This window comes from Bradyrhizobium nanningense, assembly GCF_004114535.1.
GTDB lineage: Bacteria > Pseudomonadota > Alphaproteobacteria > Rhizobiales > Xanthobacteraceae > Bradyrhizobium > Bradyrhizobium nanningense.
In genome coordinates this window covers 55143-80695 of the sequence record NZ_LBJC01000008.1, presented here as the reverse complement: position 1 = coordinate 80695, position 25553 = coordinate 55143, and the positions used below count along the sequence as shown (strand labels likewise).

Here is a 25553-nt window from a genome sequence, read left to right as displayed (position 1 = left end):
AACGACCGGCAGCGAGACACCTGATGCCGGCTCAGGTTTTGGATTTCTAGTGGCTCGCGCGCTTGGTCGGCCTCTTCGCACCCGGCAACACATCCGTGCAAACGCCTTCATACACTTCGGCAGCCAGGCCTATTGTCTCTCCGAACGTCGGATGTGGATGAATGGTCTTGCTGATATCAATTGCATCGGCGCCCATCTCGATCGCCAGACAGATTTCTCCGATCATGTCGCCAGCGTGCGGGCCAACGATCACACCGCCGATGATGCGGTGCGTCTCTTGGTCGATGATCAGCTTGGTCATGCCATAGGACGCGCCCGAGGCGACCGCTCTGCCCGAGGCGGCCCACGGAAACTTCGCGGATCTAACGCGCCTGCCTGAAGAGGCAGCCTCATGCTCCATGACGCCAACCCAGGCCACCTCGGGATCAGTGTAGGCAACGTTCGGGACGATCTTCGCGTCAAAGAAGCTCTTGAGCCCGGCAGCCACTTCGGCCGCAACATGCCCCTCGTGAACCGCCTTATGGGCGAGCATGGGGTTGCCCGCGACATCTCCGATCGCGAAAATATGAGGCAAATTCGTCCGCATTTGCCTGTCGACTGCAACGAAACCTTTTGCGTCGCATCTTACACCAATCTTCTCCAAGCCAAGACTTGCGCTGTTCGGCACTCTGCCTGCGGACTGCAGGACAAGATCGTAAGTTCGACGCCCCGGCTTTGCGCCTTCAATCTCGACCGATACGCCCTTACTATCGGCCGTGGCGCTCACTACACCCGCATTGAGATCAATATGTTGGAACCGATGAGCGTTCCTGCTTTGCCATATCTTCACAGCATCCGGATCAACGCCGGCGAGCATACTTGGCAATCGTTCAACGAGATCGATTTGAGCGCCAAGCGCGCTATAAATCGTGGCCATCTCGAGTCCGATGATGCCCGCCCCGACGACAAGCATTTGCTTCGGAATCGTCTTTAGCTGCAGGGCTCCGGTCGACGTGACGATCCGCTTGTCTTTCGGAAACACACTTAACTTATTCGCCGAGGAACCCGTGGCGATGATGCACTTCTCGAACTCAACATATTGAGACGCACCAGTATCGAGATCGATTGCCAAGCAATTCGACGCGACAAATCTGGCAACTCCGTTGATGATTCTAACGTCCCGCGCCCGCGCCATCTGACCGAGCCCGTCAGTCAGCTTCTTTATTGTTCCGTCCCTGAACGATCTGAGTGCATTCAGATCCAATTCCAGTGCGCCGAATCGCACTCCCTTCTCAGCGATCCTTTCGGCCTCTTCCTTGGCCGCCGCGATGTGGAGCAACGCTTTGGATGGAATACACCCGACGTTCAGGCATACGCCACCCAACGATTGGTATCGCTCAATCATCGCGACCCTGAGACCCAGATCCGCGGCGCGATATGCAGCAGAATATCCACCTGGTCCACCACCGATCACGGCGAGATCGAAGCGTTCCTCGCCTCCGCCAGATGCGGCCGAGCCATTCTGGGCTTCAGCCTTGGATGGCGCCCGGTCCGGCGCAATCGGTTGCGCTTTGGCAATGACGGTGCCTTGCGACACTTTATCGCCAACCTTCAGAAGCACCTCCTTGATAGGACCCGCGATCGGCGAAGGAATTTCCATCGTGGCCTTGTCAGATTCAACAACGATAAGCCCCTGCTCCTTGTCAACGATGTCACCGTCTTTGACGAGCACCTCCACAATCTGAACGTCCTTAAAGTCTCCAATGTCGGGGACCAATATATCGATCACGCGCTCCATGGGGGCCTCACAACGCGTATCGCCGCAGATCGTTCAGCAGAGTCGCGACGAAGCCCAAGAACCGCGCGGCAGCGACACCGTCGACCACCCGGTGATCCCACGAGAGCGTTATCGGAAGCATTTGACGCGGCTGAAATCCACTTCCGTCCCAGACTGCCTCGGTGACAGCGCGCCCCGCTCCCAGGATCGCCACTTCGGGAGCGTTGATGATTGGCGTGAACCCATGACCGCCGACGCCTCCCAGCGACGAGACCGAGATGCAGCCTCCCTGCATGTCCCCCGGGGATAACTGACCTCCAAGGGCCTTGTCCGCGAGCGCACGCATTTCGGAGGCGATCTCTATCAGTCCCTTCTTATCGCAATCTCTGATGACCGGAACCACCAAACCCTTGGGAGTGTCGACTGCAAATCCGATGTGAATGTACTTCTTGAGAATTAGGGCATCTTGATCAAAGGACGAATTGAAGCGGGGATATTTCTTCAGCGCAAGGGCTGCTGCCTTAATCAAGATCGACACCATCGTCAGCTTCGCTGAGGCCTCCCCCACCTCTCCATTGATATTCTTTCGGAACGCCTCCGCGTCGGTCACATCAGCTTTGTCGAAGTTTGTGACGTGCGGGATCGTGTTCCAGTTTCGTGAAAGATTTGCCCCTGTTATCTGCTGGATTCTCGAGAGAGGCACTCTTTCGATCGCGCCGAACTTTTCATAGTCTGCCTTTGGCAGCGCTGGAGCGATTGCAGATGGCGGCAACTGGGTCGACCCCATCACCTGCTTCACGTGGCTCGTAACATCATCGTGCAGCACCCTGCCCTTGGCTCCGCTTGGCACGACGAGGGCCAACGGCACGCCGAGTTCCCGCGCCAATGCGCGAACCGACGGTGATGCATGCGCCTGACTTACCTCGGGCCGTCCGCCCCGGTCCTCTAATCCACTTGGCTCAGGCCTTTCTCGTACCTTGATTGACGCGGCCCCTCCCTGCGCCACAGCACCGACATCCTTCTCTGATGAAGCCGGTTCCGCACTCATCTCTTGAGCAGGTGAGTCACCTGATGCCGATCCTGCCTCTAGGATCATCAAGATTGATCCTTGAGATACCAAGCTACCGACCTCGATCATCAACTGCTTGACTTTTCCTGCCGCGGGAGACGGCACCTCCATCGTTGCTTTGTCAGATTCGATCGAGAGCAATGGTGTATCGATTACGATATCATCGCCAATCGCAACGTTGATTTCAACGATCGGCACGTCCTTGTAGTCCCCGATGTCCGGCAGGACGATTTCTATTGAATCAACCATGATTTCGCTTTGACCTGCGTTACCTTGACCAGGGGGAATTTGCGTCCGCCGGGACGTCATAGCGCGCGATGGCCTCGGCCACCCGGCTGCGATCGATCGCCCCCGACCGCGCCAGAGATGTCAGTGCAGCGATAGCGATCTGCGCGCGATCGACTTCAAAGAACGACCTTAGCGCGGAACGCTTATCGCTCCGTCCGAAACCGTCAGTACCGAGAACGGTGTACGGCGCCTCGAAATACGACGCTATGAGCTGCGGATAGGCACGCACGTAGTCGGAGGCCGCCACGACCGGCACGCTTCCTGAGAGACACTTTGAAACGTGGCTCTCCTTTGGCTTGGAGAGCGGGTTTAGACGGTTCTTGCGCTCAATTTCTCGAGCCTCCCGCGCAAGTTCTGCGAAGCTGGTGGCCGACCATACTTCGCAGGAGATCTGCCAATCCCTCTCCAGCATCTTTGCAGCCTCCAATGCCTCTGGAAGAATTGCGCCGGAACCGACGAGGCGCACCTTCGCAGGTCCATTTTCGCTCGAAACGATGCGATAGAGACCTTTTATGATGTCGTCGCGAACATCCACAGGCATGGTTGGCTGCGCGTAGTTCTCGTTCATCACCGTGAGATAGTAGAATTCATCACGCCCCTCTTCGAGCATGGCGTGCATTCCATGGTCCACGATGACGGCGACTTCGTAGGAAAACGCCGGGTCGTATGCTCGGCAGTTCGGGATCGTCGCTGCGATGACATGGCTAGAGCCGTCTTGATGCTGCAGTCCTTCGCCGCCGAGAGTGGTGCGGCCGGCGGTCGCGCCGATCAGGAAGCCCCGTGCGCGCTGATCCGCGGCCGCCCAGATAAGATCGCCGATCCGCTGAAATCCGAACATCGAATAGTAGATATAGAACGGTAGCAATGCGAAGTTATGGACGCTGTAAGACGTCGCCGCGGCCGTCCAGGAAGAAATCGCGCCCGCCTCTGTGATGCCTTCCTCGAGCAGTTGACCGTCCGCCGCCTCCTTGTAGTAGAGCATCGAGCCCGCGTCTTCCGGCTCATAGAGCTGCCCGACCGGTGAGTAGATCCCCACCTGCCTGAACAGGTTAGCCATACCGAACGTCCGCGCCTCGTCAGCAACGATTGGCACAATTCTGGGACCGAGCACTTTGTCCTTAAGCAGATTCGAGAACAGCCGAACCACCGCCATCGTCGTCGACGTCTCTTTGCCCTCGCCCTTGAGCGCGAACTCGGCATAGGACTGTAGGGCGGGGACGGCAACGGCCGCCGCCGTCCGCCTTCTGGTCGGCATGTAGCCGCAAAGTGCCTCACGCTTCGACCGTAGATACTGAAGCTCGGCGCTGTCGTTCGCGGGACGGAAGAACTCGAGACGTTCAACCTGTTCGTTGGTCAGTGGAAGAGAGAAGCGATCGCGGAACGCATAGAGCGCATCGATGTCGAGCTTTTTCGCCTGATGAGACGTCATGCGCGACTCCCCGGCGCCTCCCATTCCATACCCTTTCTTGGTTTTCGCCAGGATAACAGTCGGCCGCCCCTTGGTCGCCTTTGCTGCAGCGAAGGCGGCAAATAGCTTCCGAAAATCATGGCCGCCTCGCTTCAGCGCATCGATGTCAGTATCGGACATATGCGAGACAAGAGCCCGCACCTCCGGATCTTCACCGAAGAAGTTCGCGAGATTGTACGCTCCGTCCTTGGCACCGAGCGTCTGATACTTCCCATCAACCGTCGCAGCGAATTTGCGCAACAATGCGTGCTCTGTGTCGCGCGAGAAGATCTGATCCCACTCCGATCCCCACAGCACCTTAATCACATTCCAGCCTGCCCCTCGGAAGATCATCTCCAGTTCTTGGATGACCTGTCCGTTCCCGCGCACTGGACCGTCGAGCCGTTGAAGATTGCAATTGACGATAAACGTCAGATTGTCGAGGTTCTCACGCGCGGCCAAAGACAGGCCGGCGATCGACTCCGGCTCGTCCATTTCTCCGTCACCGAATACGCCCCACACGTGGCGGTCTTGGGTACGCGCCAAACCTCTGTTGTCGAGATACTTCATGAAACGCGCCTGGTAGATGGCGCTGATTGGTCCGATGCCCATCGAGCCTGTTGGCATCTGCCAGAAGTCTGGCATGAGCCAAGGATGCGGATATGAGGACAGGCCCGCCCCGGTGAGCTCTTGACGATAGTATCTTAAGTTTTCTTCTGACAGGCGCCCTTCGAGATACGCGCGCGCATACACGCCCGGCGAGGAATGCGGCTGGAAGTACACAATGTCGCCTTCCGCCTCCGGACTTGACGCGCGGAAGAAATGGTTGAAACCGACCTCAAATATTTCTGCCGCCGACGCATAGCTAGCGACATGGCCCCCGAGTTCCCCATAGGCCCTATTGGCCCGAACAACCATGGCGAGGGCGTTCCACCTGATAATCGCAGTGATCCGGGTCTCCATCTGGATGTCACCCGGATAGGGCGGCTGCGACTCGAGAGGTATCGAATTTCGATAAGGAGAGTAGGGAGGCACATCTGAAAGTACGCCGAGCTCCTTGGCTCGCTGATCCAGTGCCGAGAGAATAAAGCGTACACGTTCAGCACCCGCGCTTCGATGGAGAGATCCGAGGGATGCAAGCCAATCGGCCGTTTCGTTTTCGTCTTGGTCAAGCGATTGTCCACCGGCTGACTTGGTCGGGGCGTCGATGCGAATGGTCACTGTCGTCAGACTCCTTCGAACTCCCTCCTTGGTAGCATTGGGTGTCGTGGCATATCTCGCCGAAAACTCCGGCATTTCGGGCTGAACACGCGATCGAACGAGGCAGCTGTTGCGGATCTTGGCATTCTCTGCCGTGTCGCGTGCGAGAGGGCAAATGAGGTACCCGGAAAGCACACTTTGTCGCGGCTGGCTGGATCGCGCCGCACGGCTGCCCGCCCATCCGGCTCATGTCGCGGTTGGAAAAAGCAGAGCCGAGGGCTTAGACCCGCTTCGACCACATTACTTTTTCGTGACGATCATTTGGCAAAGGGCTATTGTCGCCCGCAGGCTCCCGAAGCGAGCTCCACTCGCGCCACCTGACGGATGGAACCGTATCCATTAACGAGTGAACTCAATGAGCACATCACCCGCATCTGAAATGGATCATAGCCTGGCCAGAATGAATTTGCCGGATCTTAGGCTCAATTACGACCCGATAGATCCGGATCAGTTCGATCGTCCAATCGTCTCGATGTGCATTGAGACTGGTGAACATGGTGACGAACTCCCGCTCCACTCGCACAAGAAGGGACAATTGGTCGTCGCCTCACATGGATCAGTCATGTGTCGTGCCCCTGGTGGGTTATGGATCGTTCCTCCGCAAGGAGCCGTGTGGATACCTCCTGGGGTCATGCATAGCAATTGCGTGTCAGACCATGGAAAGGTCTATCTGGTCTTTATCGATCCGCTGGCAAGTATGCTTCCAAACACTTGCTGCACATTCACGATATCGTCGCTCGTTCGCGAGTTGATACACCGGCTATCCGTATTTCCGCCACTTTATCCCGTTGAAGGACCGACGAGCCGACTCGGTCGAGTGTTGCTCGACGAATTAGTGCAGATGTCCACGGAACAGATGTACTTGCCAATTTCCACGGACAGCCGACTTCAACATCTCGCGGCATCACTGCTCAATGATCCCGGCGACCGTAGCACCATCGATGAACTCGCCGCCCGGTATGCAATGAGTGTGCGGACCTTCGCCCGCCTGGTCTTGAAGGAAACCGGAATGACATTCGGGCGCTGGCGGCAGCGGCTTCATATCTTGGTCGCATTGCAACGCTTGACGGCTGGATCGTCGGTGCAGGCCGTTTCGCTCGATCTGGGCTATGAGACGCCGAGCGCGTTCATCACTATGTTCAAGAAGACAATGGGAAAGAGCCCCCGCCGCTTCCTCGCCGAACGGTCGAGCTTCAGCAGCCAGCAGCCCTTCACTTAGCACGCATAGAAACACAGCCCCGGCATTGAACCGGGGCGGTGGTTCGTGGCGCCTTATCGTGAGCTGAAGGGCACCACCGGATATTCCAGGTCTGCTTCGGCAATTGCCCTCGGTGAAACCACGCGCGGCTTGCCTTTTTGCGCTTGAAGCAGAGCCACGGCGGAATTCAAGTTCTGACCGCTTGAGTCAAATTTGATCGTCCCAGACGACATCAAGACTGGCTGCATTTCCGTCAGCTTGAGGGCGCCGTGAATTGCCCCCGATTCCGACGAGCCAGCACGATTTACCGCGTCCCTAACGATCTGCACGGCCTCGAAGGCGCATGCCGCATTTGCGTCGAGCCATTCATTGGGGTAGTCGGCCGCGAACATCTCGAGAATTTTGTGCGCATCGGGCGCCTTCGGATTGTAGTAGAGCGCCGACGCCATCGCGCCGTCAGCGTACTTCCCAAGCGCGTCGTAATATGCCTTGTCGATAACGCCGTTCGAATTCGCCGAGTAGATCATTTTCGGGCTCCATCCCTGCTTTACACACTCACGTGTGATCATGATGGCGTCGTTGACCCGGGTGATCGGGAAAAGCATGTCAGCGCCGGTCGCTTTTGCCTTTGCGACTTCGACCGAGAGGTCCTTGGCCTTCTCATCGTATGGAATGAACTCAGTGAGCTTGATCGGGAGATCGACCTCTTTCCAGGCCTGTGCTATGCTCGTGGCGCTCGACTGCCCCATCACGTTGTTGAGGTGGAGGACGACCGCGCTGGCTGGCGGACCGTTGAGGGTCGTCAACAGAGCTTTCAAATCGATCAGCGACTGACGAATGATCATCAGCGACGTCGGATAGTAACGGAAGACCTGAGTGAAGCCCTGCGAGGTCACTTGCGTCGCGCTGGCGATATGCACGACCATCGGGACCTTCGCTGCTTCGCAGGCCTGAAGCGCCGAGATGGTCGCGCCCGAGTCCCAGGCGCCGATGAGGACCGTACAACCCTGGCGGATCAGGTTCTCCGCAGCGATACGGCCATTTTCCGGCCGACTCTGCGTATCGGCGTGAATGACCTCAATCTCATCACCGTACTTCTGTCTGGCGAACTTCGCGCCGAGATCAATGCCGCGCACGCAAGCCTGTCCGGGGAACGCCAACACGCCGCTGCTGGGCATGATCGCGCCGATCTTAACCTTGACTTGGCCCACCGCCCTGACCGGCCACGATACAAGCCCTGCGGCGATGCCAAAACCGCTGCCGAGCACGGTCCGGCGAGTAAGCCCGTTTCCGATGCGATTCTTCATGTGAAGTCTCTTTCAGTTGACTACAATGGAAATTACGGCGATTTGGTCGGAAGCTTTAAGAATGACAGCGCGCTGCAACGCGAACACAACTGCGACACGCGCTCAGCAAGCTTGATGATCGCACGAAGCGGAAACGGATCAGATTATATTCCCACCTCGGTCTTGATCAGGTTCTCCTCACTATCGTCATAGAGCGAATCGATCAGTGACCGGTACCGCTCCATTATTTGCTTGCGGCGCTTTTTCCGCGTTGGCGTCATCACGCCATTCTCCGGAGAGAGCTCCTCCGGAAGTATTCGGAAGGCCTTGATCTGCTCGGCCCTCGCTAGCCGACCGTTTGCTTTGGCAATCTCGCCTTCAACCATCCGGACGACGATCTCTGACTCCGCCAGATCCGAATAGTGAGCAATGCGAACATCACGCGATTTGGCCCACTCCATCGTCGCGGTCGCATCTACTTCGATCAACGCGGTCAGATACTTCTTTCCTTCTCCGATCACCGCCGCTTCAGAGATAAAGGGACTGTGCCGGATTTCATTCTCGATCTGCGTGGGGCTGATCGATTTGCCGTTGGATGTGTTGATGATCTCCTTCTTTCGATCGACCAGCTTGAACAGGCCTGTCGGCCCAATCTCCACGATATCGCCGGTATAAAGCCAGCCATCGCGGAGGGCCGACTTCGTTTCCTCTGGCTTATTCCAGTACCCGACAAAGAGCCCGGGACCTTTGACGATCATTTCTCCGTCTTCAAGAACGGCAGTTTGCCAAGCCGCATCATGCACGGGGACGCCCACGGTTCCCGCTTCCGGCCATTCAGCCATCTGGACCAGGTTCGCTCCAACCAGCTCGGTCTGCCCGTAACATTCCTTTAGCTGCAGTCCCCACAGCTGCCACAGAGACATGAGTTCGGAAGGCATCGCAGCCGACGACGTATAGGTGACGGTGAGTTCTTCAAACCCGACCTCGGCAAGCAAGGGACGGAAAATCCGTTCCCGGCAGACGGCGAACAGGGCGGATATGAACGGGTTGGGCACACCGCCGGCCTGACGGTCGTCGAGCGCCTTGCGAGCGATCGTCATTGCGAATTGGTAGTCCTGCTTCTGCTTCTCAGACCCCGAATGAACCTTGCTGAGGATTTGGGTGGCAAACCTCTGATAGAACCTCGGCGGAGCCATGAAGTAGGTTGGCTTCACTTCCTTGATGGTCTGAGCGAAATCAGCGCTCGTCTCCCCGAAGTACGGGATCAGCCGAATCAGCAAAGGTAACGTCGTTGCCTGTGCGCGCGCAACCGTATGCGACATCGGAAGATGCACCACCACGCGATGAGCATCGGAACGCAACTTCGAACTGAATGTCGTTACAGAGTGTGCACCAGCGAGCAGCGAAAGGTGGGTCAACATCGCGCCCTTTGGAAACCCTGTCGTGCCGGATGTGTACCCTATGCTCGCCAGGTCACTAGCCTTTGCTTTCGCAACTTGCTCCCTAAGGAACACGTCCGCGTCAACCGAAGTCTCCCCACAGAAGACTTGGAGAGGAACGACATTCGCTGGGCCGCCCGCCCCCTTCCACTCTGGGTCGAGCACAATGATGTTTCTCAATTTCTCAGTCTGGCCTGACGCCAGGACAATATTGAGTTGAAGTTCGCTCCCGACAAAGACGAAGGATGCTCCGGAATCGCTGAGGTAGTAAGCAACTTCTTCTGGCGATGACGTAAAATAGACGCCGACCATAACCCCGCCGGCGCAGATCGTCGCCATGTCCGCAAGCAGCCATTCCTGAGACACGTCTCCCATGATGGCCGCACGGTCACCGTGCTTGAATCCGGCTTTTTGCAGAGCCGCGGCCAAATTGGCGACCAGATCTGAATACTGCTTCCAGGTTGTCGCAGTCCATTCGCCCCGGCGCTTCTGCTTGAATGCTATCTCGTCCGGCCGCGCCGCTCGTCGAGAGCTCAGAAGCTGCGGAATGGTGACATCCGCGAACTGAGCCCCCGACGTGATGTGTTCGACATCCATTTCACCGCTCCGCGAAACGCTTGCGCCTTTCGGCGAACGCGGCGACCGCATCCCTCCGCTCAGGCGATGCGAAAGTGATGGTCTCCAGAGCAGTCGACGTATCCAGCAATAGGTGCGAATATTGCTTGATGATCTTATTGACGCTGTATTTCGTCCAAATGATCGCTTCCCTCGGACCGCTCGCGAGCATCTCAGCGTATTCGATCGCGGCCTCCTTGACGTCTCTGTCGGAAATGACATCGTTGATCATTCCGATGGAAGCCGCCTTTTCCGCGGAAATGAATTCGCCGGTCATGAGATAGTGTTTCGCACGGGCAGGCCCCATCAGGAGAGGCCAGATCACAGCCCCTCCGTCGCCTGCGACGACACCCGCCGTGACATGCGTATCGGCGAACCGTGCCGTTGGACTTGCGAAGATGACATCGCAAAATAGCGCTAGCGTCGCGCCCAGACCGACAGCAACGCCGTTGACTGCAGCAACGATCGGGACTTCGACTTCCAGCATATTCCGAATCAGATGACGCCCACCTCGGGTCGGCGAAGGAATCGGGCTCTTGTCGAGCGTCTTCTGATCGCCACCGGAACAGAAGCCGCGCCCGGCGCCCGTCAGCACGATTGCGCGTGTCGCCTTGTCGTCGTCCAGCTCGACGAAGACGCGCTCCAGCTCGTGGTGCATATCCCAGTTGATCGCATTCAGGATTTCCGGGCGGTTCATCGTTATGACGGCAACACCGCTCGGCCGCCGCTCGACAATCAGATATTTGTAGCCCTGCTTCGACATTGGTCTGCTCCCGTGTTTTCCTGGAAACTTTACTTTTGCGGCCGCATGGCGCGAATCTGGCCGAGGATCTCCTCCGTCGGCCGCACGACATTGTTTCTGTCATTGAAGTGCGGGATGACGTAGCGCCCGACCATTTCAATCGCTTCCATGATCTTCTCGTGATTTACGGAGTCCAGATGCAGAAGGACCTCATCAATGCCCAATGCCTGGAACTTTTCGATCTGTCGAATGACGGTATCGGGGCTTCCGCAAACCGTAGTTGCCGAGTGATTGAGCAGATAGTCCCAGTCCTTCGCGGCGCGCTCCATGGCGGGTACGCTCTCGCTCATGTACGCGTAATCATCGGCAATCTTTGCCAAGCGCGGATAAGCGTCGGTCGAGATCTTCGCATAATTCATCAACGGCTCGGCGTAGTCTTCCTTCGCCTTCTGATCCGTAGGACCAATCCCAAAAAAGAGCGGAATGCCGATGCGTGGGCGCTCGAGCGGCCCAAGCTCGTCACGCTTCCAGGATCGACGATAGGAGTTGAGCAGCTTTTCCTGGACCTCCCATCCCTGGTAGATCGAATTGCTCATTACAGCGAGGCCTTCGGCGCCAGCCCAGCTGTGACTGCGTTCGCTCGTGGCAGCGATGCCGATGACCGGATGGGGCTTCTGCAGGGGCTTCGGGACAAGCATTCGCGGCGGAACCTGGTAGTACTTGCCCTCGAAGGTGAAGATGTCTTCGCGCATCGATTTCTTCAGAAGCGCGATCCCCTCCTCCATTTGAGCGAGCGTCTCACCCGGATCAACGTTGAACGCGCGCATCGCGATGGTGGTATTGGCTCGACCGGCGTAGAACTCCATGCGACCGTTCGAGAGAATGTCCGTCACCGCCAAGCGCTCCGCGGTCCGCAAGGCGTGATTGATCTTCTGCGGCATCAAAGTGACCGCCGGCCTCAGCTTGATGCGCGAGGTGACGGCAGCGAGATAGCCATAGACCACCTCTGGCGCCGAGCTCGAAATGCCGCCCAATGCGACGTGTTGTTCGGAGAGCGAGGCGCAATCGAACCCCACTTTTTCTGCGAGGCGCACCTCGTCCACCAGCTCATGGAGTCGGCGCGCATAACTCTGCCCGACCTGGGTTTCCTGCTCCGACCAAAACCCGAACGTAAGTGCCATCTTCTTAATCCTCAGGGAGTTTCGAGATGGCCTAACATTTCATAAGCACAGCAATATTTTCGTCCGAATGCAGGGTCTCGCTACGCAACTTTCCAAATTTTGTGCTGTACGCAGCCGAACCGCGTCATGTCTCAGGACATCGCCGTCCTTCGTCGCAACGACGTGGCGATTTACTTGGGGACAGTGCTCGAAGAGCGGGATGCGCTCGATACGAGCCGGTCTATTTGGCAAAGGACGCGACGAGGAGCTCGGTTATCGCCTCAAGACATCGCTCGCCAATTGCCGCAGTCGACCCATGCGGATCGCCAATGATGCCGTTGGCAGTGACCGATTTGACGCCGTTTCTCCACATGGATCGAAGTTGCTCTTCAGACAGCGCGCCAAGGTGCCCCGCCTCGAACCGATCCGGCCGCACGCTGTCGGGACGCAGATACAGCATGAGAGACGTCTCCGCTATGTCGGCATGCCCGCCGACCGCATCTGGGTTTGCGCCGGCCTCTTTGACGGCGCTTCGCCACCTGTCGATCCAGGCGATCGAATCGGAGAATGCGTCGATCTCGACGTCTTCGGGAATGGCCTGCTTCAATCGAGGAAGCATGTCGCGCAGGATTGGAAAATTACCGATGTGTCCCGAGAACAGCAGGATCCGCTTGAAGCCGTGCCGAGCGAGACTTGTGCAGTAGTCGAGGCAGATCGCTTCGAACGTTTCAGGACGAAGGGAGATGGTGCCGGGAAATACGAGATGGTGAGCTGAGCAGCCGACCTTGATTGTCGGTGCGATCAAAGCATTTCCAAGATGCCGTACCACCTTAGATGCGAGCGCATCAGCGTGGTCGGCATCCATGCAAAGAGGAAGATGCGGTCCATGTTGCTCGACGGCCCCGCACGGTACCAGGATCGTCGACGTCCCCCGCGCCAGGGCCGCCGACACCTGCTCGAAATTCATCAACTCCAGTCGAACTTCATCAGAAGAAGCGAACTCGGTCATCGATGCCTACTTTGCGTTTTTCGACAGAAATCGGGCCCGCGCATCTGCCGAACTGTCTCCCGTCAGGTAGGCCCCAAGATCCTCAATTGTCATCGCCTCAAGGGAGGCGTCGTCCATCTGTTCCGTCAGGTTCAGCGAGCGCTTGATGGCCGCAAATAGCCTTTGATCCTTTCCGCGAAGGTACTTACACTCTTCTAACGCCCGCGACGTCACGTCCGAAGTCGCTGTAATCTCGTCGATTGCTCCGATCTCGAGTGCTTTCCTTGCATCGACCAGCTCGCCCCAATATAGCAGCGCTCGCGCATCACGAAGTCCCAGTTTCTGCACTGCCTTCCGCATGCCTTTGGCCGCGGGCAAGAGACCATGGTTGATTTCCGGGAAACCGATCTTACACTCGCCATTCGCGATCACGTAATCGGCGTGCAGAAGAAATTCCAACGCGCCGCCGACAGCGTAACCTCGGACGGCACACACAAGCGGCGCCGGATATCGCTCCATCTCGCAAAGGAGCGCATGGAACGACCTCATACGAGGCCGGGATATCTCGATGCCCGTCACTTCCTTTATGTCGCCGCCTGCACTGAAGAACCGGGTACCCTGACCAGTCAAAACAATACCTGGCGGCATCGCCTGGCAGGCAAGCGCCCGAAAGGCATCCAGCAAGCGCTCAACTAGTTCGTTGTTCAACGCGTTTGCCGGTGGCCTATTCATAGTCAGTGTGACCAGGTCAAGTTGGCGATCGATTAAGAGGGCATCATCCTGTATCATGAGTAGAGCCTAGGTGACGTACCTCGGAATTGATTGCTGTACACCGCTTCATCGTCGGCAGGCATCAACACAAAAGGTTGCCCCGGCGGCACATTGCGGCATTATCTGCTTAGACGGCTTGCAATTCCGCTGGTCCGAGGGACCGTTAAGTAAGAGAGAGAGCACACAGTGCTCGGCGCAATTTGCGCCACAGCTCCGCTACATTCCGAGATATGCGCGTTGAATCTCGGAATTGTTGAGCAATTCTTGACTCGATCCGTGCAGTACGATTGAACCATTCTCCAGGACATAGCCGCGATTGCTCAAGGCAAGCGATTTCGCCACGTTCTGTTCGACCAGCAGCACTGTAATCCCTTGCTCGTGGAGCGATTTCACTACGCCAAACATCACGTCTGTCAGTGCAGGCGATAACCCAATCGACGGCTCGTCGAACATAACCATTTCGGGCTTCGACATGATCGCACGTCCGATCGCCAACATCTGCTGTTCGCCCCCGGATAGCGTCCCGGCCAGTTGCCGTCTACGCTCCCGTAGTCTCTCAAACAGTTGGTAGACGAACTCAAGCGTCTCGAACTGATAGGCCTTCGCGCGCTTCAGTGATCCGCCTAGCAGAAGGTTTTCCTCGACAGAGAGGCTGCCGAAACTCTGTCGGCCCTCGGCGACCTGCGCTATACCGCGTTCGCATATCTCCCATGGGGGCAGCCCAGTAATATTGACGCCGTTCATTTTTACGGTGCCACTTGAAGATCGTACTATACCCGAGATCGATCTGATGAGCGACGTTTTCCCTGCACCATTCGCCCCAACGACGCAGATCAACTCTCCTTTGCGGATCTGCAGCGAGACGCCGTTTAATGCGCTCGATCCGTCGTAGGCAACAGAGAGCCCGTCAATCGATAAGAGCGCCGCGTCAAGCATGGAAGCCTGCCCCTAGATAGCTATCAAGAACCTTCTGATCGGCAACCACTTCTGCGGGACTTCCCTCCGCGATCTTGGCACCGTGATGAAGTACGACGACGTTCGACGCGACTTCCATCACGATCCGCATGACGTGTTCGACCAGGAGGATCGTCAGGCCGCCTTCGGCAAGTGTCTGCAGCACTCGGACGACACCCGCCGCTTCTGTCGGTCGAAGGCCCGCCATTACTTCATCCAGCAACAGCAGTTTTGGCCGGGTGGATAAGGCCTTCGCCGTCTCCAGCATTTTCCGATCCGGAAGCGTTAGCTGGTCCGTCCGCGCATTGGCCTTGCCGGCGAGTCCGACGCTTTCAAGGGATTCGTAGGCTTTCGATTTGGCTTCCATTACGCTTTTGGTCCAGCTGAAGGCGCCCACCATTGCGTTCTCGAGCACGGACATATCACGCATTGGTCGAACGATTTGAAATGTTCTTGCGATACCCATCCTGCAGACAATTTCCGGAGGGGTACTGTCGATCTGGCGTCCTTCGAAGAACACCTGCCCGCTGGTCGGGCTCAGGGAGCCGGCGACAAGGTTGAAACAGGTCGTCTTTCCCGCACCATTCGGCCCAATGAGCGCAGTAATACGTCCGGCCTCTAGCGTGAAGTTGACGTCCTTGACCGCAACCAATCCCCCAAACGATCGAGAGAGGTTCTTTACTTCCAATAAAGCCGTCATTCCTCGGCCTTCCTCAGATGCGGCAACCACAGTCGGGATGGCGCCTGAATTGCTTTGCAGAGACGCACGATCGCCGGCCAGATGCCATCTGGCAGAAACCAGACGACCAAAATGAGGACAATACCGTAAGCGATATTGTTCAGCCCCGGAATCCGAAGATTGTCGCCGATGGCACTCATCAAATGGTTCAGAGGGATCGCGGCAAGCGAGCCAATCAGAGGACCGAACGTCGTCCCCAGCCCACCGACCACAGGTCCGATCAGCACATCAACAGAGAGCCCCATACCCATGATCGAGTCCGGGAATATCGACCCTTGCACGAGTCCCAGAACCCCACCGCCGGCCGCGGCCGCTGCGGCGGATACAGAGATCACAAGAATCTTGTGCCGGAAAGTGCGGACGCCCAGCGCTCGTGCGGCCGGTTCATCGTCTCGCATCGCTCGCCACACGTATCCGAGGTAGGATCGTGAAATGAGTTCGGTTCCTATAATTCCCAGCGCGGCCAGTGCGAGCGCGACAAAGTAATAGAAGCGGGCTCCTCCCCGGAGCATTGAGAATTCGATCGCGCCAGTTGGCGCCGGAAAGAACAGCCCCTGCATTGCGCCAACGAATTCCCATCCACTGAACATGATCCTGGCAAACTCCGCAGCCGCAATCGTCAGCAGCGCGAAATAGATTCCGCGCACTTCGAAGCGGAAGCTCAACCAGGCCAATGCCGCACCGACTGATCCGGCAATGATCATTCCAAGGAAGAGGCCAATCCACGGCGAGATTCCGTACTTTACGTAGAGGACGCCAACCGAATAGGCACCTAGCCCGACAAAAAGCGCATGGCCAATCGATAGTTGGCCGCCGATGCCGAGCATCAAGTTCCAGGACTGCCCCAGGAAAGTGAATAGCAACACGATCGTCATCAGTGAGATAAAGTACGGATCTGCAGAAGAGCCCACGAACGCAAGAACGATGAAGACCATCGCTCCCGCGAGCCACCGCTTTATTTCAGGCCCGCCGTCAAATCTCTTTTGCACCGAAGAACCCTCTCGGACGGAAAATCAGGATGATGATGAGGAGCGCATAGGGAAGCGCCGTCTTCATCGACGGGGTGAACATTAGTGCCGCAATTGCCTCGGCAACGCCGATAACAAGGCCTCCCAGCAGCGCTCCGCTGAAGCTGCCGAGACCACCGACAATGACCGTCACGAAAGCAAGAAGCGTGAAGTCAACGGCGAGATAGGGTTGGGCATCAAACAGAGGAGATATCAGCGCCCCGGCTACACCGGCGCAGGCAGCACCAATTCCGAACGTCACCGCGTAGACCCGTGGAATGTTCAATCCAACGACAAGCCCTCCCAACCGGTTGTCTGCGGCCGCTCGCAACGCCCGGCCAAGCGAGGAAAACCGGAGGTATACTCCCAGCAGAGCGATAAGCACACCCGCGGTTATCGCCGCCTGCAATCTCGCCAGATCGAGCGTCACGAAGCCGAGTGATACAGTGCGAAACGATAGTAGAGAAGCGCTCGGACGCGGGTCAGGCCCGAAGGCGACCAGAAGGACGCCGCTGAAGAGCAGCGATAGACCGATGAATACAATGAATTGGTAATGATGGGGCCGGTTGACGAACCGCTTCACTATCAGGGCTTCCAGGAGGTACCCGAAAAAGAACATGACGACCGCAGCTATTGCCGCCGCTACGATGATCGGGGCGTCCCAAAGACGGACCGCCCAGTATCCGATATAGACCCCGAAGACGACCATCTCACCGTGAGCGAAGTTTACCACCCGCATCACGCCGAATATGATGGTCAACCCCAGCGCCACCAAGCCATAAACGAGACCAAGCAGAATGCCGCTCGCAAGAACGTTGAGCCAGAGTGACAACATTAGTGAGCAACGAGCGGTACGAGTGGACACCGCAGCCAAGACATTGGGATGCCCGAAGGCGCGGCTGGCGCCTCGCGTCCGTCGCTCCAAATCGAGATGACTTCGCTAATGGCTTTCCGCCTGGTCTCCTCAACGCTCATCGCCGCAACCTTGCTCCAGAATTGACCTTTATTGGCTACAAACATCGGTTCATTTTAGCGGTGTTAGTATCCGCTCCATGCCTCAAACACGTTCCCCGAACCAGTCGGAGTTCTAACGCTTCGGTACTGTGAATTCGCCATTCACATAGACAAGGGGGTCGCGATCGGCGTTTATCGCTTGTGCGACCACCTCACCGACGAAGATCGTATGACTGCCAGCATCGTGAGAGTCAGTCAGTCGGCAATCGAAGCTACAAATCGCATCGATCAAACTTGGCGATCCCGTAATCAGTTCGCGCCACAAACCGTCGGTAAAGCGTATGTCACCCTTGCTGCCGTCCTGTCCGGAGAACTTTCTTGCCAGCTCGGCGTGATCCGCCGCGAGAATATTCCAGCAGAATGATCCGCTCTGCTTTATCGTATCGTGACCGCCAGCCGACTTGTTCACGCAGACCAGCACGCTCGATGGCTCGGTCGACAATGAGCAGCCGGCCGTCAGCGTCAAACCGTGCCTGCCAGGATGCACCCCCGTAGTTACGATAGACACTGCACCCGGCACGTTGCGCATTGCGCTCCGGAATTCCTTGCTACTGAACGCGGAGATTTCTTGACTAGGCATGGGCGACACTCGGAAGTTCATGGTGATAGGTTTCCCCGATAAATCGAACCGAATCTAATTCATAAAGCGGGTTAGACGCCCTTCTTGACCACAGCCTGAAAGAACTGAATTGTGTTGCGTTGCGGATCTTTCAAATGGGCCACCCGGCCATGCGCCCCCATCTCCCGAACTTCACCGACGAGCTCAGCGCCCTCCGCCCGCGCTCGCTCAAGCGCAGCGTCCATATCCTCCACCTCGAATACAACCACAGCATTCCGAGACTGCTCGGACACGGATTCCGCAGGGCTTGCTAAGCAAAAGGCGGCCTTATCTCCTACGAACTGAATCCACTTGCCGCGGTCAGCAAAGCGGATCGTCAATCCAAGTGCTTCGTAAAAGCGGGCCAGTGCTTCAGGTTCCGGAGCGGTAAGATAGACGTGCTTAAGCTTCATCTTCTCACTCCCTATTTGGCGAGGACCGTTTATTCATGCCTCCGCCGCGGGCTTCAATTGTGTGATCATAGTTGCGCTGTCCCTTCGGCATTAATGTTCAAAGTCGTCACGCCTCGCATGACCAAGCAGCATTTTATGCTGTGGCCCACGGACGCAAGGCTCTTTTTTCGCTAGCCGGTACCGCGAGAGGAGATGATTTTGTTGCGGCTAGGGTCGAACTGCTCTGATCGAAGTGCGCAGACCTGAGGCAACTCTACCGCGTATTCCGGCAGAGCTATGGACAAAGCGCTGGCACCGTAACTTCTACCCTGCGCCAGCTCTCGGATTCACCATTTCCGACGACCGACCCTACCCTTTGTCGGACTCGGTTGCATCTTTCTCAGCTCATCTCTCTCAGAGCATAATTCTTGAATTTTCGCCTGTATCTTGCCGATGAGCGCTTCCGTTGCGCCCACATCTATTCCTGCATGTCGCAGTCGAGACGCTTCCCTACGGTGACGTCCGACCTGAACGCGCATGTGATCTATCTCATGACGAATTCGATCTAGGGTCGACATGATTGCTGCCTGCTAGTCATATTCGGACGAGCGCTCGGGTGAGCTTGTATTCAGGCTATGCCGCCTCGCTGTGCCCGAGCCGGGCATTCAGCTTGCGGATCAGCTCCTCGGCCGCGTCCGCGATCACGGTGCCCGGCGGGAAGATCGCCTCTGCGCCGGCCGTGTAGAGCGCGTCGTAATCCTGCGGCGGCACCACGCCGCCGACGATGATCATGATGTCGTCGCGGCCGTGCTTCTTCAGCGCGGCCTTCAGCTCGGGCACCGCGGTGAGGTGGGCGGCGGCGAGCGAAGAGACGCCGAGGATGTGCACGTCGTTCTCGACCGCCTGGCGCGCGGCCTCATCGGCGGTCGCAAACAGCGGCCCGATGTCGACGTCGAAGCCGATATCGGCGAAGGCCGATGCGATCACCTTCTGGCCGCGGTCGTGGCCGTCCTGGCCGATCTTGGCGACCAGGATGCGCGGGCGGCGGCCTTCGGCTTCCTCGAAAGCGTCGATCAGCGCCTGAACCTTCTCGACCTGGTTGCCCATGCTGGACGCCTCCCGCTTGTAGACGCCGGTGATGGATTTGATTTCGGCGCGATGGCGGCCGAACACTTTCTCCATCGCGTCCGAAATTTCGCCGACGGTCGCCTTGGCCCGCGCCGCGTCGATGGCGAGCGCCAGCAGATTGCCGTTGCCTTCACCCGCCGAGCGCGTCAGCGCGGCCAGCGCGGTATCGACGTCCTTCTGGTTGCGCTCGGCTTTCAGCCGCGTCAGCTTGTCGATCTGCAAGCGCCGGACATTGGTGTTGTCGACCTTGAGGATGTCGATCGGGACCTCGTCGGTCGGTCTGTACTTGTTGACGCCGATCACGGCCTGCTTGCCGGCATCGATCCGGGCCTGGGTCTTGGCCGAGGCCTCCTCGATGCGCAGCTTCGGCAGGCCGGCCTCGATCGCCTTCGCCATGCCGCCGAGCTCCTCGACCTCCTGGATGTGGGCCCAGGCCTTCGCCGCGAGGTCCCGCGTCAGCCGCTCGACATAATACGAGCCGCCCCAGGGATCGATGATGCGGGTGGTGCCGCTCTCCTGCTGCAGGAACAGCTGGGTGTTGCGGGCGATGCGCGCCGAGAAATCGGTCGGCAAGGCCAGCGCCTCGTCGAGCGCGTTGGTGTGCAGCGACTGGGTGTGGCCTTGCGTCGCCGCCATCGCCTCCACCGTCGTGCGCATCACGTTGTTGAAGACGTCCTGCGCGGTCAGCGACCAGCCAGAGGTCTGGCTGTGCGTGCGCAGCGACAGCGATCGCGGGTCTTTCGGATTGAACGGTTTCAGCAGCTTCGCCCAGAGCAGGCGCGCCGCGCGCAGCTTGGCGACCTCCATGAAGAAGTTCATGCCGATCGCCCAGAAGAACGACAGGCGCGGCGCGAAGCGGTCGACGTCGAGGCCGGCGGCAAGGCCGGCACGCAGATATTCGACGCCGTCCGCGAGCGTATAGGCGAGTTCGAGGTCCTGCGTCGCGCCGGCCTCCTGCATGTGATAGCCGGAGATCGAGATCGAATTGTACTTCGGCATCTTTTGCGAGGTGTAGGCGAAGATGTCCGAGATGATCCGCATCGAGGGCGCCGGCGGATAGATGTAGGTGTTGCGCACCATGAACTCTTTCAGAATGTCGTTCTGAATGGTGCCCGAGAGCTTTTCCGGCGGCACGCCCTGTTCCTCGGCGGCCGCGACGTAGAGCGCGAGGATCGGCAGCACCGCCCCGTTCATGGTCATGGACACGCTCATCTGGTCGAGCGGAATGCCTGCGAACAGCGTGCGCATGTCGTAGATGGAATCGATGGCGACGCCGGCCATGCCGACATCGCCGCTGACGCGCGGATGGTCAGAGTCATAGCCGCGATGGGTGGCGAGATCGAAGGCGACCGACAGGCCTTTCTGCCCGGCCGCGAGGTTGCGGCGGTAGAACGCGTTGGAATCCTCCGCCGTGGAGAAGCCCGCATATTGCCTGACCGTCCAGGGCTGATTGACATACATGGTCGGGTAGGGGCCGCGCAGGTACGGCGCGATGCCTGGCCAGGTCTCAAGGAAATCGAGCCCGGCGATATCTGCTTCTCCGTATGCTGACTTGACCGGAATGCCCTCCGGAGTCACCCACGGATCGACGGGAACAGAAGAGGCGACGACCGAGCACCTTTCGAAAGCAACATTTGCAAAATTCGGGATACCGCTGATGGATGACATTTGAGTGCTCGCATTCGATTGGCAATTATCCGAAGGAAATCTTCGGGTCTTGGATCCAGTCGTAAGCGGCATTTAGCGTCGCCAAGGCGTCGCAACCGACGTGAATGAAGCTGCCGATGCCAGCCCGCCGAAACGCGGCCTCGAATTGAGAGGGAGGTCCCGCCAAATAGATGTGCCTAGCGCCGACTTGCTGAAGCGCTTGGGCAGAGATCTCGGCGCGCTCCGCATAGATCTTATCGCTGGAGCAAAGGCAGGCGAGTTCGGCACCAGAGCCCATGAATGCGAGGGCAAGCTCGGCTGGGTCGGTGACGCCTGCGCCGTCGATAGCCTCAATTCCTCCGGCTTCGAAGAAGCTCTTCGCGAAGGTCGCGCGGGGCGTAAAGTCGGTCGGTGTGCCCAGATTAGCAAGAAACACTCGCGGCCGCGCGCCGCCTAGCTTCAATATCGCATCGGACCTGTCGCGAAGCGATTCGAATGGTTCCGCAAGCCGCATCGGCGGCAGTGCATCGAATACGAATTTCTGGTCAACACTAGGCGGAAGAGCCATCGGTGTTACTTTCAGTACCGCCGCTGCGCCTTCGTCAAGGTTTGCGAACTCGCTCACCCCGGTCAGCGGGTCGCGGCGCTTCGCGAGATTGGCTTCGCGCGCCCTGCGCGTAGCTGTGATCTTCGCCTGAAACGTTCCCTGCTGGAGAGCGGCAAAGATGCCGCCGGCGTTTTCAATCTCTTGGAAATTTCTCCAGGCCGCCTCGCAAAGCTCCGTTGTCAGCGCTTCAATGCTGCCCGCGCCTGCGGCAGGATCGCTAACCTTGGCAAGATTGCTTTCCTCCAGCAGCACAAGCTGCGTATTGCGAGCCACGCGCCGGGCAAACGCGTCTGGAAGGCCCAGCGCCGACGTGTGCGGCAGCACTGTGATCGCATTGGCACCGGCTATTCCGGCAGAAAATGTCGCTATGGTAGCGCGCAAGATGTTTACGTAGGGATCGCGCCGGGTCAACATACGCCAAGAGCTATCGGCCGCAATGAACAGCGGCTTTGGCGCAAGACCGCACGCCGATTCGATGCGGGCCCAGAGGAGTCGCAACGCGCGGAGTTTAGCCGTAGTCAAAAACTGGTCGGCGTCAGCAGAGAGTCGCGCATAGATCATGCTTCGCGCTTCGTCCAGCGGAATGCGCGCCGCCTCTAAAGCGTGCAGATATGCCACGCCGCAGGCAAGCACGAAGGTAAGCTCCTGCACTTCTGAGCCGCCAGCATCATGAACGATACGCCCATCGCTCACGGCAAAGGGCCCCCTGAACCCCAGCGTTACAAGCCCTTCGATCGAGCTGGCAACGGTCCGCACGATTTCGTCCCAAGTGTATGGACTGCGTCCGCGGAGGGCGCACGCGCCCAGCGGATCGAGCCCAAATCGAATGTCGCAGATGGCTGGATCGAGGCCGACCGACTTCACATATTCCGCGACATGGATCGCGGCCTTACGCCCGTGTGTACCAATCTGAAGTTCAATCCCAATGCCGGCATCAAGGTGGACGTCCTTTAATGCTTTGGCGACGGCGTCCGGCGTTTGATCGAGGCCGAACCCGCGGCTACAGTTGGCGCCGGCAAAGACGAGCGCCAGGCCCGTCGCTCCGTTCTCCAGATCCTGAAGGGCCTGCCTGTTGGCCGTCACCGCGTCCGGATGATCGATGCGCTGCATGATCTGCCAAGGCGCCGCGGGTGCCCGCCCCTCGACCGGCGCAATGTCTTTCGCACGGAGGTAAATCGGCTCGATTCTCAAGCCGTCGTACGTCTTTCCAATCAGCTTTTCGAACGGCGCTCCCTTTAGCACGCCGTCAACCAGCGTGCGCCAGTCCTCGCGTGAAGCAGGCGCAAAGCCGGATGCCAATGCGAACCGTTCGGTATTCATCGACTTAGTCCCAAGTGACGCCGAGCCGCCCAGCATCACTTTTATGTGTAAGTAAACGGAATTCCTGCAGACAAGCTGCCTATCTCAGGTCGCGATCTCTTGCAGTATTCAGGAAAACTCCAAAATCAGCGCGTCCACTGCGAGCGTTGCGCCGGCGCTAGCGTGGATCTTCTTCACGGTGCCGTCCTGCTCGGCGCGCAGCACGTTCTGCATCTTCATGGCTTCGACCACGGCGAGCGTCTCACCGGCCTTGACCTCCTGACCTTCGCTGACCGCGATCGAGACGACGAGGCCCGGCATCGGGCAGAGCAGCTTCTTGCCGCTGTCGGAGGCCGTCGTCACCGGCATCAGCCGCGCCGAGGTCGCCTCCGCTTCGGTCCAGACATAGACGGGCACCTCGACGCCCTGATGCGCGAGACGGATGCCGTTCGGAATCGGCCGCGCTTGAACGGCGACGAACTGCCCGTCGATGGTGCCCTGCCAGACCGGATCGCCGGGCTTCCATGCGGACTGCAACAGATGCGCATTGCCGGTCTTGCCCTCGGCATCGACGAAGCGGATCGCGATTGCATCGCCTTCGCGCGCGATATCGAGCAGGATCTCCTGGCGGTCGAGCCAGACCGCGCGGCGGCGCTCGCGCTGCACGACCCGGCCGCCGAGCTGTCCCGAGATTTGCCGCTTGCGCTCACCGAGCACGTGGTCGATGGCGGCGCCGACCGCGGCGATCCGCCGGGCGACCTCGCCTTCGGGCACCCGCACCGCAAAGCCCTTGGGGAATTCCTCGGCGATGAAGCCGGTCGAGAGCCGCCCCTCGCGCCAGCGCGGATGGTGCATCAGCGCCGACAGGAACGGGATGTTGTGACGGATGCCGTCGACATAGAACGAATCCAGCGCGGTGGCCTGAGCCTCGATTGCGGCCGCGCGCGACGGCGCGTGCGTCACCAGCTTGGCGATCATCGGATCGTAATGGATCGAGATCTCGCCGCCCTCCTGCACGCCGGTGTCGTTGCGAATGGTGATGCCGTCATGGCTCGCTTCCGCCGGCGGGCGATACTTCACCAGGCGCCCGATCGACGGCAGGAAGTTGCGGAAGGGATCTTCGGCGTAGAGGCGCGATTCCACCGCCCAGCCGGTGAGCGTGACGTCCTTCTGCGCGATGGCGAGCTTCTCGCCGGCAGCAACCCGGATCATCTGCTCGACGAGATCGGTGCCGGTGACGAGCTCGGTGACGGGATGCTCGACCTGGAGGCGCGTGTTCATCTCCAGGAAGTAGAAGCTCTTGTCCTGTCCTGCGACGAACTCGACGGTGCCGGCGGAATCGTAATTCACGGCCTTGGCCAGCGCGACCGCCTGCTCGCCCATCTTGCGGCGGGTGGCTTCGTCGAGCAGCGGCGACGGCGCCTCCTCGATGACCTTCTGGTTGCGGCGCTGGATCGAGCATTCGCGCTCGCCGAGATAGATCACGTTGCCGTGCTTGTCGCCCAGCACCTGGATCTCGATGTGGCGGGGATCGACGATGAACTTCTCGACGAAGACGCGATCGTCGCCGAACGAGGCCTTGGCCTCGGCCTTGGCGAGATTGAAGCCTTCGGCAACCTCGGCCTTGGAATGCGCGATGCGCATGCCCTTGCCGCCGCCGCCGGCGGAGGCCTTGATCATCACGGGGTAGCCGATCTCGTCGGCGATGCGGACCGCGTGCTTGTCGTCTTCGATGACGCCGAGATAGCCGGGCACGGTTGAGACCTTGGCCTTGGCGGCCGCCTTCTTGGACTCGATCTTGTCGCCCATCGCCGCAATCGCGCCCGGATTCGGACCGATGAAGACGATGCCCGCGGCCTCCAGCGCGCGCGGAAACGCCTCGCGCTCGGACAGGAAGCCGTAGCCGGGATGCACGGCCTCGGCGCCGGTCTTGCGGCAGGCCTCGACGATCTTCTCGATCACCAGATAGCTCTCGGCCGCGGCGGGCGGACCGATCAGCACGGCCTCATCGGCCATCTCGACATGGAGGGCGTCGCGGTCGGCCTCGGAATAGACCGCAACCGTCTGGATTCCCATCCGGCGGGCAGTCTTGATGACCCGGCAGGCGATTTCGCCGCGATTGGCGATCAGAATCTTTTTGAACACTGCG

General features: G+C 58.8%; 19 protein-coding genes. 1 reads left to right on the top strand and 18 read right to left on the bottom strand.

The genetic code is table 11. From position 1 onward, the window contains the following. Positions 1–46: 46 nt before the first annotated feature. Genes lpdA through mdeB form a run of 3 tightly spaced genes read right to left on the bottom strand, consistent with a single transcriptional unit; the run spans position 47 to position 5781 of the window. Positions 47–1777 (bottom strand): dihydrolipoyl dehydrogenase, encoded by a 1731-nt coding sequence (gene lpdA / locus XH84_RS06715; protein WP_128918389.1) that lies wholly within the window; start codon positions 1775–1777, stop codon positions 47–49. 7 nt (positions 1778–1784) lie between these two features. Next, entirely contained in the window at positions 1785–3074 is a 1290-nt protein-coding gene (locus tag XH84_RS06710; RefSeq protein ID WP_128918390.1) for a 2-oxo acid dehydrogenase subunit E2, read from the bottom strand. A gap of 19 nt (positions 3075–3093) precedes the next feature. Further along, on the bottom strand, positions 3094–5781 hold the full coding sequence (gene mdeB, locus XH84_RS06705; protein ID WP_430641871.1) for an alpha-ketoglutarate dehydrogenase: 2688 nt from the start codon (positions 5779–5781) through the stop codon (positions 3094–3096). A gap of 394 nt (positions 5782–6175) precedes the next feature. On the opposite strand from mdeB, the gene XH84_RS06700 reads away from it, so the two are divergent. Then, positions 6176–7039 (top strand): AraC family transcriptional regulator, encoded by an 864-nt coding sequence (locus XH84_RS06700; protein ID WP_245471629.1) that lies wholly within the window; start codon positions 6176–6178, stop codon positions 7037–7039. 53 nt (positions 7040–7092) lie between these two features. Here XH84_RS06700 and XH84_RS06695 read toward each other — a convergent pair whose 3' ends face one another. The 15 genes from XH84_RS06695 to XH84_RS06625 all read right to left on the bottom strand — a co-directional run bounded on the left by XH84_RS06695 (position 7093) and on the right by XH84_RS06625 (position 25549). After that, positions 7093–8325: an ABC transporter substrate-binding protein gene (locus XH84_RS06695; protein WP_128918392.1), complete on the bottom strand. Its 1233-nt coding sequence runs from the start codon at positions 8323–8325 to the stop codon at positions 7093–7095. 143 nt (positions 8326–8468) lie between these two features. Further along, complete coding sequence (locus XH84_RS06690; protein ID WP_128918393.1) at positions 8469–10340, bottom strand: AMP-dependent synthetase/ligase; 1872 nt, start codon at positions 10338–10340, stop codon at positions 8469–8471. A 1-nt stretch (position 10341) separates the two neighbouring features. Continuing rightward, positions 10342–11121 carry an enoyl-CoA hydratase/isomerase family protein gene (locus tag XH84_RS06685; RefSeq protein ID WP_128918394.1) on the bottom strand — a complete coding sequence of 260 codons (780 nt, stop codon included), beginning with the start codon at positions 11119–11121 and terminating at the stop codon, positions 10342–10344. A gap of 29 nt (positions 11122–11150) precedes the next feature. Further along, entirely contained in the window at positions 11151–12281 is a 1131-nt protein-coding gene (locus tag XH84_RS06680; RefSeq protein WP_128918395.1) for an LLM class flavin-dependent oxidoreductase, read from the bottom strand. 220 nt (positions 12282–12501) lie between these two features. After that, a complete protein-coding gene (locus XH84_RS06675; protein ID WP_128918396.1) occupies positions 12502–13269 on the bottom strand; it encodes a creatininase family protein in 768 nt (255 codons plus the stop codon). Positions 13270–13275: 6 nt separating this feature from the next. Next, the gene (locus XH84_RS06670) at positions 13276–14037 is read right to left on the bottom strand and encodes an enoyl-CoA hydratase/isomerase family protein (RefSeq protein ID WP_128918397.1); all 762 of its coding nucleotides are present in this window, start codon (positions 14035–14037) and stop codon (positions 13276–13278) included. A 198-nt stretch (positions 14038–14235) separates the two neighbouring features. After that, positions 14236–14955 (bottom strand): ABC transporter ATP-binding protein, encoded by a 720-nt coding sequence (locus tag XH84_RS06665; protein ID WP_128918398.1) that lies wholly within the window; start codon positions 14953–14955, stop codon positions 14236–14238. Next, positions 14948–15673 carry an ABC transporter ATP-binding protein gene (locus tag XH84_RS06660; RefSeq protein WP_128918399.1) on the bottom strand — a complete coding sequence of 242 codons (726 nt, stop codon included), beginning with the start codon at positions 15671–15673 and terminating at the stop codon, positions 14948–14950. The genes XH84_RS06665 and XH84_RS06660 overlap by 8 nt, the downstream gene beginning before the upstream one ends. After that, positions 15670–16647, bottom strand: coding sequence for a branched-chain amino acid ABC transporter permease (locus XH84_RS06655; RefSeq protein ID WP_128918400.1), 978 nt, complete (start codon positions 16645–16647; stop codon positions 15670–15672). Before XH84_RS06655 ends, XH84_RS06660 begins: the two co-directional genes overlap by 4 nt. Positions 16648–16684: 37 nt before the next feature. Further along, positions 16685–17554: a branched-chain amino acid ABC transporter permease gene (locus tag XH84_RS06650; protein ID WP_128918401.1), complete on the bottom strand. Its 870-nt coding sequence runs from the start codon at positions 17552–17554 to the stop codon at positions 16685–16687. A gap of 252 nt (positions 17555–17806) precedes the next feature. Continuing rightward, a complete protein-coding gene (locus tag XH84_RS06645) occupies positions 17807–18262 on the bottom strand; it encodes a flavin reductase family protein (protein ID WP_245471628.1) in 456 nt (151 codons plus the stop codon). 122 nt (positions 18263–18384) lie between these two features. Beyond that, positions 18385–18744, bottom strand: a complete 360-nt coding sequence (locus XH84_RS06640; RefSeq protein ID WP_091890167.1) for a VOC family protein — start codon at positions 18742–18744, stop codon at positions 18385–18387. 612 nt (positions 18745–19356) lie between these two features. Next, the gene (scpA, locus tag XH84_RS06635) at positions 19357–21510 is read right to left on the bottom strand and encodes a methylmalonyl-CoA mutase (protein WP_128948094.1); all 2154 of its coding nucleotides are present in this window, start codon (positions 21508–21510) and stop codon (positions 19357–19359) included. A gap of 34 nt (positions 21511–21544) precedes the next feature. After that, positions 21545–23425 carry a methylmalonyl-CoA mutase family protein gene (locus XH84_RS06630; RefSeq protein WP_128918402.1) on the bottom strand — a complete coding sequence of 627 codons (1881 nt, stop codon included), beginning with the start codon at positions 23423–23425 and terminating at the stop codon, positions 21545–21547. Between the two features lie 108 nt (positions 23426–23533). Further along, a complete protein-coding gene (locus tag XH84_RS06625; RefSeq protein WP_128918403.1) occupies positions 23534–25549 on the bottom strand; it encodes an acetyl-CoA carboxylase biotin carboxylase subunit in 2016 nt (671 codons plus the stop codon). Between the last annotated feature and the right edge of the window lie 4 nt (positions 25550–25553).